The organism is Blautia coccoides, assembly GCF_034355335.1.
GTDB classification, from domain to species: Bacteria; Bacillota; Clostridia; order Lachnospirales; family Lachnospiraceae; genus Blautia; species Blautia producta.
Genome location: NZ_CP136422.1, coordinates 5,683,999 through 5,697,786, shown reverse-complemented (window position 1 = coordinate 5,697,786; position 13,788 = coordinate 5,683,999). Strand labels below are relative to the sequence as shown.

12 protein-coding genes are annotated in these 13,788 nt (G+C 47.3%); 9 read left to right on the top strand and 3 right to left on the bottom strand.

What is annotated here, in order from left to right:
- Positions 1-19: 19 nt before the first annotated feature.
- The 4 genes from BLCOC_RS25690 to BLCOC_RS25675 all read left to right on the top strand — a co-directional run bounded on the left by BLCOC_RS25690 (position 20) and on the right by BLCOC_RS25675 (position 4,011).
- Positions 20-277, top strand: a complete 258-nt coding sequence (locus BLCOC_RS25690) for an HPr family phosphocarrier protein (protein WP_018595510.1) — start codon at positions 20-22, stop codon at positions 275-277.
- 129 nt (positions 278-406) lie between these two features.
- On the top strand, positions 407-2,059 hold the full coding sequence (ptsP, locus tag BLCOC_RS25685) for a phosphoenolpyruvate--protein phosphotransferase (RefSeq protein WP_115623795.1): 1,653 nt from the start codon (positions 407-409) through the stop codon (positions 2,057-2,059).
- Positions 2,049-2,795, top strand: a complete 747-nt coding sequence (locus BLCOC_RS25680) for a DeoR/GlpR family DNA-binding transcription regulator (RefSeq protein ID WP_115623794.1) — start codon at positions 2,049-2,051, stop codon at positions 2,793-2,795. Before ptsP ends, BLCOC_RS25680 begins: the two co-directional genes overlap by 11 nt.
- A 766-nt stretch (positions 2,796-3,561) precedes the next feature.
- A complete protein-coding gene (locus BLCOC_RS25675; RefSeq protein ID WP_018595513.1) occupies positions 3,562-4,011 on the top strand; it encodes a MarR family winged helix-turn-helix transcriptional regulator in 450 nt (149 codons plus the stop codon).
- A 114-nt stretch (positions 4,012-4,125) separates the two neighbouring features.
- Here the strand turns inward: BLCOC_RS25675 and BLCOC_RS25670 are convergent, their stop codons facing one another.
- On the bottom strand, positions 4,126-5,904 hold the full coding sequence (locus BLCOC_RS25670) for a DUF885 domain-containing protein (protein WP_018595514.1): 1,779 nt from the start codon (positions 5,902-5,904) through the stop codon (positions 4,126-4,128).
- Positions 5,905-6,030: 126 nt separating this feature from the next.
- Between BLCOC_RS25670 and BLCOC_RS25665 the strand changes: the two genes are divergently transcribed.
- The 5 genes from BLCOC_RS25665 (at position 6,031) to BLCOC_RS25645 (ending at position 11,350) form a co-directional block, all read left to right on the top strand.
- The gene (locus BLCOC_RS25665) at positions 6,031-7,347 is read left to right on the top strand and encodes a hypothetical protein (protein ID WP_242999108.1); all 1,317 of its coding nucleotides are present in this window, start codon (positions 6,031-6,033) and stop codon (positions 7,345-7,347) included.
- A gap of 19 nt (positions 7,348-7,366) precedes the next feature.
- Entirely contained in the window at positions 7,367-8,308 is a 942-nt protein-coding gene (gene trxB, locus BLCOC_RS25660) for a thioredoxin-disulfide reductase (protein ID WP_018595516.1), read from the top strand.
- A 72-nt stretch (positions 8,309-8,380) separates the two neighbouring features.
- Positions 8,381-9,661 (top strand): galactokinase, encoded by a 1,281-nt coding sequence (locus BLCOC_RS25655; protein ID WP_115623792.1) that lies wholly within the window; start codon positions 8,381-8,383, stop codon positions 9,659-9,661.
- Between the two features lie 704 nt (positions 9,662-10,365).
- Positions 10,366-10,737, top strand: a complete 372-nt coding sequence (locus BLCOC_RS25650) for a PadR family transcriptional regulator (protein ID WP_018595518.1) — start codon at positions 10,366-10,368, stop codon at positions 10,735-10,737.
- Complete coding sequence (locus tag BLCOC_RS25645; RefSeq protein WP_131918330.1) at positions 10,700-11,350, top strand: hypothetical protein; 651 nt, start codon at positions 10,700-10,702, stop codon at positions 11,348-11,350. Before BLCOC_RS25650 ends, BLCOC_RS25645 begins: the two co-directional genes overlap by 38 nt.
- Positions 11,351-11,433: 83 nt before the next feature.
- On the opposite strand, the gene BLCOC_RS25640 is transcribed toward BLCOC_RS25645, so the two are convergent.
- Entirely contained in the window at positions 11,434-13,104 is a 1,671-nt protein-coding gene (locus BLCOC_RS25640) for a sensor histidine kinase (RefSeq protein WP_115623790.1), read from the bottom strand.
- Positions 13,101-13,778 (bottom strand): response regulator transcription factor, encoded by a 678-nt coding sequence (locus tag BLCOC_RS25635; protein ID WP_018595521.1) that lies wholly within the window; start codon positions 13,776-13,778, stop codon positions 13,101-13,103. Before BLCOC_RS25635 ends, BLCOC_RS25640 begins: the two co-directional genes overlap by 4 nt.
- Positions 13,779-13,788 lie beyond the last annotated feature (10 nt).

The following is a 13,788-nucleotide window of genomic DNA, read 5'->3' as shown; positions in this document are numbered from 1 at the left end:
ACAAAAGGAGAGAAATACTATGAAAGAATTTAATTACACTATCACAGATCCGGAAGGTATCCATGCACGCCCTGCAGGGGAGTTAGTTAAAGTGGCAAAAGGATTTGCCAGCAGCATCAAGCTTGCAAAGGATGGAAAAGAAGGAGACTGCAAGCGGATTTTTGGCATTATGGGCCTTGGTGTGAAAAAGGGGCAGGAGGTAACCCTGACATTTGAGGGGGAGGACGAAGAGGAAGCATTTGCAGCAGTCAGCAAATTTATGCAGGAAAATCTGTAATTCGGAATAGAAAAGTGTTTGAGTAGGCAAAAAGCTGCTGCAGAGAAAAGCTGCGGCAGCTTTTTTTAAAACCTAAACGTGTCTATATAGTTATTCCCACTATTGTTTTGGGAAGAAAGGAGAACAGGGATGAAGGAATATAGAGGAAAAAGTGTATTTGGCGGTATTGCCATCGGAAGGATCTGTGTTTACCAAAAAGGTGAGCAGCAGGTAAAGCGTGTAAAGACAGAGGATACAGACGGGGAAATGCAGCGCTACACACAGGCAAAGGAGACTGCTGTGAGTCAGCTTAAAGATCTGTATGATAAGGCAGTAAAAGAGGTTGGAGAGGCAAACGCAGCTATTTTTGAGATTCATCAGATGATGCTTGAGGATGACGACTACAGGGAATCCATTGAGAATATGATCAGGACACAGAAGGTGAATGCAGAGTATGCTGTTGCCGCAACCGGCGACAATTTTTCCCAGATGTTTGCATCTATGGAGGATGATTACATGAGGGAACGCGCCGCTGATGTGAAGGACATCTCAGAGCGTATCCTGGCAATCCTTGGGGGAAGCTCCAAAAGTACGGTGAATACGGAGGAACCGGTTATTATCCTTGCTGATGATCTGGCCCCTTCTGAGACTGTTCAGCTTGATAAGGATAAAGTCCTCTCTTTTGTCACGGTCCACGGCTCGGTAAACTCCCACACAGCTATCCTGGCCCGAACCATGGGAATCCCTGCCCTCATCGGAACCAGCATTCCCCTGGATGATCAGGTGGATGGAAAACTGGCTGTAGTAGATGGTGCAAACGGTATGATCTATGTGGACCCTGACCGTAAAACCCTGTCAGAAATGCAGAGGCGGCAGCAGGAGGAAGAGGAGAAAAAAGAACTTCTTCAGCAGTTAAAAGGAAAAGAGAATATAACGCTTGACGGTAAAAAAGTGATGCTATATGCTAATATTGGAAATATAAAAGATCTGGCCACTGTTGTACAGAATGACGCCGGCGGAATCGGGCTATTCAGAAGCGAATTCCTCTATCTTGAGAAAGAGGATTACCCCACAGAGGAGGAACAGTTTAAGATATACAAAACGGTTGCCGAGACCATGGCAGGAAAACGTGTTATCATCCGCACTCTGGATATCGGTGCTGACAAAAAGTGCGGTTATTTTGAAATGGATGAAGAGGAAAACCCTGCACTGGGCTATCGTGCCATCCGAATCTGTCTGACCCGCCCCCAGGTATTTAAGACACAGTTACGAGCCTTGTTCCGTGCGGCTGTGTATGGAAATCTGGCGGTTATGTATCCCATGATAACAAGCCTTTGGGAGATAAAGAAGATTAAGGATATTGTGGGAGAGGTGAAAGCAGAGCTGGAAGAGCAGGGCATGGAGTACAGGATACCTGAGCAGGGCATCATGATCGAGACTCCCGCTGCGGTCATGATAAGCGCAGACCTGGCTGAGGAGGTGGACTTTTTCAGCATCGGTACTAATGACCTGACCCAGTACACCCTGGCAGTTGACCGTCAAAATCCAAAGCTGGATGCGTTTTATGACCCCCATCACCCTGCAGTCCTGGCCATGATCCGGATGACCGTGGAAAATGCCCACAGAGCAGGAATCTGGGCGGGAATCTGCGGGGAGCTGGGAGCTGACTTAGGCCTTACCAGAGAGTTTTTGGCCATGGGGGTAGATGAGCTTTCCGTTTCACCCGGACGTATCCTCCCGATCCGCAGGATCATTCTGGAGACAGATGTAGAAGAATACAAGAGGAAGAAAAATGCTGACTGAGAAACGTTATGAAGAAATACTGAAACTTCTGGATGAGAAGAAAAGCATCACGGTCACGGAGATAAAGGAGATGCTGAACACCTCAGAGTCTACGATCCGCCGTGACCTTACAGCCCTTGACCGTGCCGGAAAGCTGGTAAAGGTTTTTGGCGGCGCTGTGTCTGCAGACGCGGCCTTTACGGCCGCAGAGCCTTCCGTGGCCCAGAAGGTGGGGGTCAACAAGGAAGAAAAGCAGGCCATCGCCCGCTATGCCGCTTCCCTAATCGTACCGGATGATTTTATCTATCTGGATGCAGGGACAACCACAGGATACATGATAGAATATGTCACAGAGCGAACCGCAACCTTCGTGACAAACGCAGTATCCCATGCCCAGCGCCTGGCAGCCCTGGATTTCCGTGTCCTTTTGATTGGCGGAGAGCTGAAGGGAACCACAGAGGCAGTGGTGGGAAATCAGGCGATCCTAAGTCTCCAAAGCTTCCATTTCACCAAAGGCTTTTTCGGAACAAACGGAGTCAGCAGAAAATCAGGCTACACAACCCCTGACTGCAATGAAGCCCTGGTAAAAAAGACAGCCCTGGAACAATCCGCAAAACGCTACATCCTGGCAGACACCGCAAAGTTCGGAAACATCAGCTCCGTCACCTTTGCCCCCTTTGATTCCGCAGATGTCCTAACCGACCAGCATCCCCCGGAAGCCTTTACAGGCTGCAAAAACATCATTGTCATCAGCTAGTAATACAGCGAACAGGTGGGGAAAAGGGACGGAAAAAGCAGCGGTCTTTGGGGAGACTTGCATTGGGTTCTGGAGCCTCGAGCAGAACCCAATGCAAGTCTCCCCAAAGACCGCTGCTTTTTCCTGGTTTTCGCAAACGGAAGGTGTGACGCACAGCTTACCAAAAACAACTTTCACATACACCCCAGTGTTCCATCCGCCCCGAAATCATAGTTTCGGCATCGCCTATTCTGTCATCTGCCATGTTGCCATTAGTCAGCGGAGGAACTATTCCTCTTCCCTCTCCCGCCTTGCAGATTGACAAAGTATTCAGCACATTCCTATTCAGCTTTTCGGCTCCATAGCACCAAAAGTATGCACACAGACTGCAAAACCCGCAGTCTGCCGCATCGCTGCAAAAGTTAAAGGACCATATTCTTCACAATAAGTGCGTCCGCCGCAGGCGCAGCCCGTATGCCTTTTGCTTAGAAAACCAGCATGCAGCAGAGGAAAGGGGTGGGGAAGGATTCAGTAGGTTAAGTGGAGCGGCGGGCAGATCCACCTGCGGCAGTCACTTAATGAGGAGGCCAATGCCGACGAATTTAGTGAATGCCAGCAGGTTAGCTGCCCACCAGCGGAACGTCGGATGAATCTTTCCCCACCCCTTTCCCCTGCTGTATGCGTCCACCTCCTTTCACATACATTTCTTTTGATTATCAAAAATTTTGATTGTTTTATATAAATAAATCATATATAATAGAATCAAACACAAAAAAGGAGTGATAAAGTGGAACCTTACGAAGTCTTTCATGACGTCCTGGTCAATCTCTTCCAGGAAATCATGGACATAGAAGAGAAGGCCCTTATTACTTCTGAATTCAAAGATATTTCCGTAAACGACATGCACATTTTAGAAGCGATCGGAGTAAAGAGTCCCCGAAACATGTCATCCGTGGCAAAGACCCTGTCCGTGACCGTGGGAACCCTGACGATCGCCATAAACAGCCTGGTGAAAAAAGGATATGTAAACCGAGTCAGAAGTGAGGAGGACCGTCGGGTAGTGCTCATATCCCTGACAGAAAAGGGAGAAAAGGCAAACACCCACCATATGAAATTCCATGACGGAATGATTCAGGCTCTGATGAAGGACCTGGATGAAGAGCAGCAGAAGATACTGGTGAAGTCATTGCTGAACCTGAGAAAATTTTTTGATTCCTACAGGGATAAAAAAGAATAGCTGTAGCTGTGGGGGTACTGAACAGATACAACATAGTTACGAAATAGAAACTAAAAATCGCCGTAAGAACAGTCTCTAAAGCCAGAAGCTGTTTTTACGGCGGATTTTTTATTCTTATTTATATTCCATGAGCAGATATTTTTTCAGAACAGGAAACTGCGCCGGGCCAAGTTCCAGAATATACTGGTGAAACTCCTTTAACTGAAAGGATTTTCCAGCGGCTGTCTGCGCTTCTTTTTTCAGATCGATAAAATTTAGATATCCCAGATAATACTTCAGATAATTTCCCGGGTTTTCCACGATATACTGGTAGATCTCCCCGCAGGTGTCCTGTGAGGCAATACCAAAAGAATTCAATGTCTTTGTGACGGTTCCCAGGTCCCATCCGTGGTCATGGATCCCGATATCCAAGAGTGAATAGAGACACAGGCTCACAGAGCGGTTCAGCCACAGAAGTTCCATGAGGGAGTCATCCAGCTTCAGATAATCTGCCCCATACCCGTAAGACAAGGATTCCACATAGGTGGCCCAGCCCTCCACATAGCCGCCAAAGCTCAGGAGATGCCGGATATCATCAGGCTCTGTTTTGCCGAAATACAAAGTCTGATACAGATGCCCCGGAAAACCTTCGTGTGCCAGTGTGGTGAAAAGCTCCGCTTCCGACACCTGGCTGCTCTTGTTGATATATATGACATTGGGACTCAGGGTATCAGCGGGTGGTGTGAGATAAAAGGCCGGACTGGAAAAGTCCTCCATGGATTCGTGTACGTATTTGACCTTATAGGAAGGTTTTCCGCTGTCGGGGAAATCCTGACTTATGGCTTTGTTCAGGTAATCCAGCATCTGCGCAGGTGTACTGCTGCATGTCTCCGGCAGGGAAGAGGCGTCTGTGAGCAGCTTGGGATCAGCCACGATCAGGCTCTGCATTTTTTTATAATCTGTCAGAAGCTGTGTGTACAGCCGTTCCTCAATCTCTTTGATGCTTCTGTAATCTCCAGTTCCACTGCGTATCAGATAACGGTAATAGGCAGTTCCTCCCGGAAGATTTGAAAGCCCTCCGGTATTTGTTCCGTTTCCTTTTAAGTCGGCCAGGCCTTTGGCCAGGGATTGATAAGCGGGGAAGACACGTTTTGCCATGATCTTTTCATGCATTTTTATGTAAGAATCAGCCTGTTTTTGTGTCATGGCCTTCCGGGAAACGAAGCCTTTCATTTTATCCTTAAACATGGTAGAGAGATAATTGGCGGACAGATCCTCTGTAAAAGCATTGCACTGTTCGATGATCCGGTCCACACTAGTATCACTCATGAACAGCCCTTCCCCGGCTTTTTTCTTTTCAAACTCCAGGATTTCATCAAAATATCCGGTCATGGAGGAGAGCAGAGTGAAATAGTCCTTGATATCATCAGCAGTGCGGAAGGTATATTCTGCCAACAGTACAGGAAGCTGGGACTGGATACCCAGATTGGGGCTGAGAGGCTCCTGCAGCATATAATTGTCCTTTATGGACAATTGCGTGGAGAAGTCCAGCTTCAGAATGTCATAGGTGATCCGGTTCTCTTTGGAAAGCTCCTTGTAGGTGAAGTCTTCCAGTTTTTCCTTATACTTTTCCACGGAATCATAGCTTTCTTCCAGTTTATCCGGGTCCATGGATCCCAGTTTGATGGGATAACTCTTGATCCCGTAATTTTCAGGGTAAGCCAGGGTATAATGGAGGTTTAAAGTATTGGAGGTCACTTCTTCGGTAAAAAGCTGCTGTGTAAATTTTTTAAAACGGGCATCTTCTGTAAGAAAGCGGTCTTTTTGGGTAAAAATAATAAGGAAGAGGAAGACAGCCAGGACAATAAAACCAGGTACCAGAAATCTCCTCTTGGAAGATAAGAAATTTTTCAAAAGATGCTCCTTGGATAATGCTTGAGAACTCTTTAACAGTTTATGAAAAAATCATGTATGTATGCGTATTTTCATTGTAAAAAGGCACAGGGATGTGATAAACTTTTGATAGTGGAAGTGAGGGAGGTGACTGGTTTGAACAAAAAAATATATGCGGTATGTATGCTGGCAATGCTTCTGACGGCCGGATGCACACAGAACAAGCAGGAAACTGTGCCTGAGGATGAAGACGTGGTAAATTTGCCCGAAGAAGAACAGCAGGATGAAGAGACAGGAGAAGAACAAAAAGAATATGACGTAGAACTTTCAGACAAACTTTCAGATTTTCAGTTTTCCATCAACGATACAGTCTATACACTTCCGGCAAAGCTAGAGGAATGGAAAAAGGCAGGATGGGCCTACGAAAAAGATGACGGCAAAAAAGCCCTTGATCCGGAATCTTTCCTGGAAGGTGAGACCCTGGACAGTGAGAGCGGTGCTCTTTTTGTGGATGTGGTCAATCTGGATGGGGAGAAAAAACTGCTGGGAGAATGCTATGTAGGCGGCGTACAGCTGGAGAGCCAGGAGGAGGACAGCCGTGTTTACCAGCTTCCCGGAGGGATCAAAATGGGAACCTCCACATTGGACGATGTCACAGAGGCATATGGCATGCCCACGGACCAGTATGAGGAAAAAGATAATATATACCTGACTTATGAATATGGAATCTACAAACAGGCTGACTTGGTCTTTGATGTACAGGATGAAATATTGTATAAGGCAGTGCTGAAAAATTACAGGGAACCTGAGGACAGCAGTGAGGAAGTGAGCAGGGAGACACCTGTGGAAGTAGAAAGCTATCAGGCACCGGGGGCATTTCCGGAGGATATTATGCAGTTCGTGGTGCGGTATGGCGGCGATTTCTATAAGCTTCCGGCACCGGTCTCTGAATTTACGAAAAACGGATGGAAAATATCAGAGGACGGTTCTGACAGCATTGTAAAGCGGGGCCGCCACGGTTATGTGACCCTGGAGCGCGACGGACAGATGCTGTACGCGGTGGTGAATAATTACGCTGATATGGCGGTTCCTCTGGAAAACAGCTTTGTCATCAGTGTGCACGGCGACTTTGATGTTACCAAGGTATCTGTGGAGATCTACAGGGGGATCACTCTGGGAATGAGTGAGGAGACTATGAAGGCTCTGCTTGGGGACAATGCTTATGAGACGGAAGAGACGGACAGCGGTGTTTCCTATTTCATATATGCAGATGAGGAAAAGCGGAATTACACCAGGATCTTTGTGGATAAGGATTTAAAGCTGGTCAGGGAGATTGAGCTGTCCAACAGTCCGGACACACTTTCAGCGGCAGCCATCGGTATGCCCAAGGAGGAGCCGGACAGTGTGGATGCGGCAGCCATGTACGGGGATGATGATTTTCCCGGCGAGGCCAACGAAGAATAGAAAACAGAGGTAAAACAAAATGGAGCAGAAAATATATGACATTATCATTATCGGTTCAGGCCCGGCCGGCCTTTGCGCGGCGATCTATGCAAAAAGGGCACAGCTTGACATGCTGGTGATCGAAAAAGATTTTTCCAGCGGGGGACAGATGGTGAAGACCTATGAGGTGGACAATTACCCGGGACTTCCCGGTATGAGCGGCTACGATATGGCGGAATCCTTCCGCAGCCATGCGGACAAATTGGGGGCCGCGTTTGTCAGGGAGAATGTGAAGGAGGTACGTACAGACGGTGACCTGAAAGAGATCACTACAAATAAGAATCAGTATCTTACAAGAACCCTTGTCATTGCAGCCGGCGCCAGACACCGGACATTGGGAATACCAGGTGAGGAAGAATTTTCCGGAATGGGTGTTTCCTACTGCGCGACCTGTGACGGCGCATTTTTCAAAAACGGAGTCACGGCTGTGATCGGAGGCGGTGATGTAGCTGTGGAGGATGCCATTTTTCTTTCCCGGATCTGTAAGAAAGTGTATCTCATACACCGCAGGGATGAACTCAGAGCCGCTGGTATTCTGCAGGAAAATGTAAAGGCTATTGAAAACGTGGAGATTGTGTGGGATACTATTCCGAGGGAAATCAGGGGCACAGACCAGGTGCAGAGTCTTGCGGTGGAGAATGTCAGGACAGGTGAGACAAAAGAGCTTGCCGTTGACGGGGTATTCGTGGCAGTGGGTATTCTGCCCAACACGGAGGAATTCGGCAGTCTTGTACAGCTCAATGAGGCCGGCTATATCCAGGCAGGAGAAGACTGTGCAGCCAGTGTTCCCGGCATCTATGCCGCCGGTGACATACGGACAAAGCAGCTGCGCCAGATCGTGACAGCAGCGGCAGACGGGGCCAATGCGGTTGATTCTGCCCAGAGATACCTGATGGAACATAAAACCATAGGAAAAATGTAACTGCGGGATACTGAACAGCTCCCGGAATAAGCAGATACCATGCGAAGCAGCAGGATAAAGGAGGAATTACAAATGAAAAACATGAAGGTTCTGGCAGAGGAAATACACCAGGGAAAACACGATGAGATCCTGAAAGAGATCTATGTGGACGAAAGCGTTCTGGAATATCAGAGGAAACGTTATATAAAGGCTATTGAAGAGTTTGAGAATACTTTTGGTGAGGGTGATGTGGAAATCTACAGCGCACCCGGAAGATGCGAGGTCGGCGGCAATCACACAGACCACCAGCACGGCATGGTACTTGCCACATCCATCAACCAGGATGCATTGGCTGTTGTGGGCAGATCAGGGGACGGCATGATCCATGTTCTCTCTGACGGATACGATATGGTAGACGTGGATGTCAATGATCTGGAGGAGCGTTACGATGAAGAGGGCACAACAGCAGCCATTGTACGCGGCGTTGCGGCCGAGTTGAAAGCGAGAGGCTATGAGGTTCAGGGATATAACGCCTATATTGTCAGTGATGTGCTGATTGGCGCCGGTCTGTCATCCTCAGCAGCATTTGAGGTTATTCTGGGCACTATTATTTCGGGACTCTTTAATGAAGGCAGTATTGACCCGGTTGTGATCGCACAGGCAGGCCAGTTTGCAGAAAATGTTTATTTCGGAAAGCCCTGCGGTCTGATGGACCAGATGGCATCCTCTGTAGGCGGTATGATCCATATTGACTTTAAGGAGCCGGGCAGTCCCGTTGTGGAAAAGGTTCCATCCGATTTTGAGGATTACCAGTACAGCATGTGCATTGTGGATACCAAAGCTTCTCACGCCGATATGGGTGATGATTATGCGTCCATCCCGGAAGAGATGAAGAAAGTAGCTAAATTTTTCGGAAAGACATATCTGCGCGAGGTTGAGGAGGATGACTTTTATAAGCAAATCTCAGGCCTGAGAAGTGTTCTGGGTGACCGTCCCATCCTGCGTGCCCTTCATTTTTTTGAGGAAGAGAGAAGGGTTGAAGGAGAGGTGAAGGCTCTGAGAGAAGGGGACTTCAAGGAATTTTTAGAGCTGGTCAAGGATTCAGGAAATTCATCCTTTAAGTATCTCCAGAATATTTACAACAGCAGCAATGTGCAGAAACAGGCCATGTCCATTGCCCTTGCCGTAAGTGATAAGATCCTGAGAAAGCATGGGGTGTCACGTGTACACGGCGGTGGTTTTGCAGGTACCATTGAAATATTTGTGGAAAACAGTTTTGTGGATGAGTATAAGACCAGGATGGACAGGGTTTTTGGAAAAGGCTCCTGTCAGATCCTGAAGGTTCGTCAGTCAGGCGGAAGAAAAGTTTTATAAGTTTAGAAGATACTGCATCGAATATTCCTTTTGGGGATGTCCGGTGCAGTTTTTTTGTAAATGGTTTACATTGGTTTACGTAATTTTACAGACAGGTTACATAATGATATTTGGGACAAGGGGATGCCGTCGAAGAGAGAAAATTGAAGAAAACAGTAGGATTTTCCCAGGGTTATTTTCAGAATATTCATAATTGTAGAATATGCACAATGCTTGTCGAAAAAACCAACATTTACCACATTCCGTCCTCAAAGTTATCCACATATAAAAATCCACAAAACCCCGTAAAAACAAAGTTATCCTCAAAGTTATCCACATTCTCCACAAAAATGTGTGTGGATTAATGTGATTTACATAATAAAAGAAAGAACAAAGGTTTTGTACACTTGTGATAAAAAGAAGAATTTTGGGGAAAAGTGGGGAAAAGGCATTGACATTTTTGAAATCTATTTTTTGACAGGGTGCGACAAAATATGCTAAAATCCAGGGAAAACTGCTGATATTTTCTGAAAATTATTGGTTTCCATAAAGTTGCGGAGCAGAAAATGGCTTAACGTTATGCGGGAGCCGTGAGAGTGTGTCCATATATAAGAGTTTTTATTTGGATATCGCAGGGCTGAGGAATGTGATATTGACAGAACGAGTATCTTGCATTACAATATAGTCAACTACATTGTAATACAAGATAGAGGGAGGGTGAGCGGATGATCTCCACACAGATGCTGAAAGGAACCTTGGAGGGGTGTGTGCTGGCTGTAATTGGGCAAAAGGAGACTTATGGATATGAAATTTCAGAGCAGCTTGGGAAGTATGGGTTTGGGAAAGTAGCGGAGGGGACCATTTATCCGCTTTTGCTGAGACTGGAAAAGAACGGGTTCATAAAGGCTGTTTTCCGGGATTCTGAGAGAGGACCGAGAAGAAAGTATTATTCCATAACAGAAAAGGGAAAAGAGGAATATACCAGATTCGTAGAGAGTTACCTGGAGTTGTCTGGCGCTGTTTCCAGATTGTTGGAAGATATGAAAGGGGATATAAGAGATGAGCAGACGGACGAAACTGTTAATGAAGGAAAATAATGATTTATCTTCTCAACTTAGAGCAGAGGATAATAGGGTTCTGACTGATATGGTGGTCTACATCCGCGGGGCGGATATCAGTGAATATCAGCAGGAGCTGGTAAGACGGGATATCACGCAGATGCTGATCGACGGAGAGCAGAGAGGAGATACCCTGGAGGAGATAATAGGCGGTGACTATAAAGATTTCTGCGACAGTGTGCTGAATGAGGTGCCTCACCTTACCCGTGCGGAAAAAGCTGTTTCATTTCTGGGAGTTGTATCTGCTGCTCTGGCAGTTTTGCTTGGGATCCAGCTTCTTTTCAGCCTGATGGATCTTGCAGGAGAGAATGGCACCTGGCCTTACGTTCTGATGACAACTGGAAATATCACGAGCCTTGTCCTTATTTTGTGTTCTGCCCTTTTGCTCTACAGTGCCATTACCAAAAATTCCTTCAATACAGGATTCTTAAGGGGCAAAAAGCTTTTGTTTCTTCTTGTACTTGTCTTATCCGCATGTATATGCATCAATGTATTTTTCAATACAGTTGTTCTGTCTCTTCATGTATTCGTCATACTGGTTATGATCCTGGTACTGTATATGATATATAAAATAACAGATGCCGTCAGTTAAAGTTACAGATAACTTTCCTGAGTCATGAATACAGCCTCCGGTCTATGACTCCGGAGGCTGCTGCCAATATAAAAGACAAATCTTTAACTTAAACTGCTGTTCTTACCCCATATCAGCCGGAATACACTGCCCTTATCAAGCTGGCTGTCCAATTCCACCTTAGCCCCCAGATAAGCGGCTCCATGCTTTACAATAGACAATCCCAGACCGGTGCCTCCGATTTCCTTTGAGTGGCTTTTATCCACCCGATAGAAACGCTCAAACACTCTGGCCTGATCCGCGGAGGGAATACCGATTCCGGTATCCGCCACAGAGAGGCTGACAGTATTCTTTCCGTTCAGCACAGTGACCGTTACCTTCCCGTTGGGATGGTTATATTTGATGGCATTGTCACACAGGTTATACAGGACTTCCTCTAAAATAGGCTGTGTGGTGGCCAATACTGCATGCTCTCCCTCCAGGAACAGAGAAACCTGTCTGCGCTTTGCAGGGTCCCGCAGGCGTTCCAGGGTATCTTTAGCCAGAACATAAAGGTCTGTCTCTTCCTTTTGATACGGAAGACATCCCTCATCAAGCTGCGATATCTTGATGACATCACCAACCAGAGCGATCAGACGCTGGGCTTCCACGAAAATCTTGCCTGCGAATTTTTTTATGTCTTCCGGTTTCACAAAACCATCCTGTATGATCTCAGCAAAACCGGAGATAGATGTGAGCGGTGTTTTTAATTCGTGCGATACATTGGCAGTAAATTCCCGGCGAAGGTTTTCACGCTGGATTTTTTCAGTTATGTCAACCAATAAGAGCACGGCACCTGTCACTTCCTTGTCCCTGAGGACCGGATTGGCGATCACCTGGCAGAAGTTGTCTCCGATCTGCAGATTAGATGAGGTGTGTCTGCCGGAAAGGACAGCATCCACAGCCTGCTGGAAAGGCTCACTTCGGTTAAGAGACAGCACACTGGTGTGTGCCTGTGTTTCCGCTGCGTCCAGAAGCCGAAGGGCGCTGGAGTTGTAGGAGAGAAGGTCCGTCTGGGCATCGATGACCAAAAGGCCTTCACTCATGTTTTCTGTGATGATGGAAAATTCTTGCTGCTGCCGTCTGGCGTCTGCCAGTTGTTTTCTGATGGTGCGCTGCTGCTTGTTGATCTTGGTGAGCAGCGGGGATATCTCGTCATAAGCCTCTGTGCGTTCCGGCTCTTCCAGGTCCAGATCGTTGATGGGTGAGACGATCTTCTTGGAAATACGCGCGGCAAACAGAGCGGAGAGGACCACCATCATGAGCAGTACATACAGCATTGGCTGCACCAGCTCCCCGATCAGGGCCGCTACTGTATATTGGGTACTGGAAACACGAAGGATCTGGCCGTTTGTCAGTTGTTTGGCATAATAGATGGTTTTTTCCGCAAGGGTGTCGGACTGACGGGTGGCTTTTCCGGTCCCCTTTAACTTCGCCGCGATCACTTCCTGGCGGTCAGCGTGGTTTTCCATGCCTGCGGCATCGGCCTTGTTGTCAAAAAGAACAGTGCCGTCCTCATCTATTAAAGTGACTCTGGCGGATTCCGCGGGGAGTTTATCCAGTGCAGATAAACCCATGTTTTCCACGGAGATAGCCAGATATGCAGTCTCAGACTTCAGCTCTTTTTCAATCTGACTGCCGAAATAGTGATATAGAATGCCCATAATGAAACCCAGCCCAATGACCAGTACCAGGGCGGATACAAGCATTATGGAGCGGAAGATACGTTTTGTCATGCGGTTTTTCCTCCAATTTTATAGCCTACACCCCGTACAGTTTTGATGCAGTCACCGGCGTCTCCAAGCTTTTGGCGCAGGGTTCGGACGTGGACGTCAATGGTTCGGCTCTCCCCGTCAAATTCGTACCCCCAGATGCGGTCCAGAAGCTGAGCTCTCGTGAATACGGTTTCCTGTTCCGACAGAAGCAGGCAGAGCAGTTCAAATTCCTTTAAAGTCAGGATGATCTCTTCACCATCCACCCGCACAATGTGGCGTGAGGGGCAGACGTAGAGGGAGCCGAGGCGGTATTCCAGAATCTTTTCCTGTTCCTGGCTGCGGCGCAGCAGGGCACGGATGCGGGAAATAAGTTCCATCATCCGGAAAGGCTTTGGAATATAGTCGTCGGCTCCGTTGTCGAGTCCCAGTACGGTGTCGTACTCACTTCCTTTGGCTGTCAGCATGATGACCGGGAGCTTCTTTGTATCCCTGGATGTACGGAGTTTTTTCAGAATGCTCAGTCCGTCTTCCTCCGGAAGCATGATATCCAGGAGAACCAGGGAGGGAACAGCCATTGACACGGCTTCCCAAAAGTCAGAGGGCCGTGCAAATCCCTCTGCTTCCAGTCCCTGACTGTTCAGGGTGTATGTGACCAGTTCCCGGATATTTTCATCGTCCTCTACAAGATAGATCAATTTATTCACC

Excerpts from the sequence above, each read along its gene's own strand:
- BLCOC_RS25650 (WP_018595518.1), top strand. The coding sequence starts at position 10,366 with ATGATCTCCACACAGATGCTGAAAGGAACCTTGGAGGGGTGTGTGCTG.
- BLCOC_RS25690 (WP_018595510.1), top strand. The coding sequence starts at position 20 with ATGAAAGAATTTAATTACACTATCACAGATCCGGAAGGTATCCATGCA.
- trxB (WP_018595516.1), top strand. The coding sequence starts at position 7,367 with ATGGAGCAGAAAATATATGACATTATCATTATCGGTTCAGGCCCGGCC.
- BLCOC_RS25640 (WP_115623790.1), bottom strand. The coding sequence starts at position 13,104 with ATGACAAAACGTATCTTCCGCTCCATAATGCTTGTATCCGCCCTGGTA.
- BLCOC_RS25680 (WP_115623794.1), top strand. The coding sequence starts at position 2,049 with ATGCTGACTGAGAAACGTTATGAAGAAATACTGAAACTTCTGGATGAG.
- BLCOC_RS25655 (WP_115623792.1), top strand. The coding sequence starts at position 8,381 with ATGAAAAACATGAAGGTTCTGGCAGAGGAAATACACCAGGGAAAACAC.
- ptsP (WP_115623795.1), top strand. The coding sequence starts at position 407 with ATGAAGGAATATAGAGGAAAAAGTGTATTTGGCGGTATTGCCATCGGA.
- BLCOC_RS25645 (WP_131918330.1), top strand. The coding sequence starts at position 10,700 with ATGAGCAGACGGACGAAACTGTTAATGAAGGAAAATAATGATTTATCT.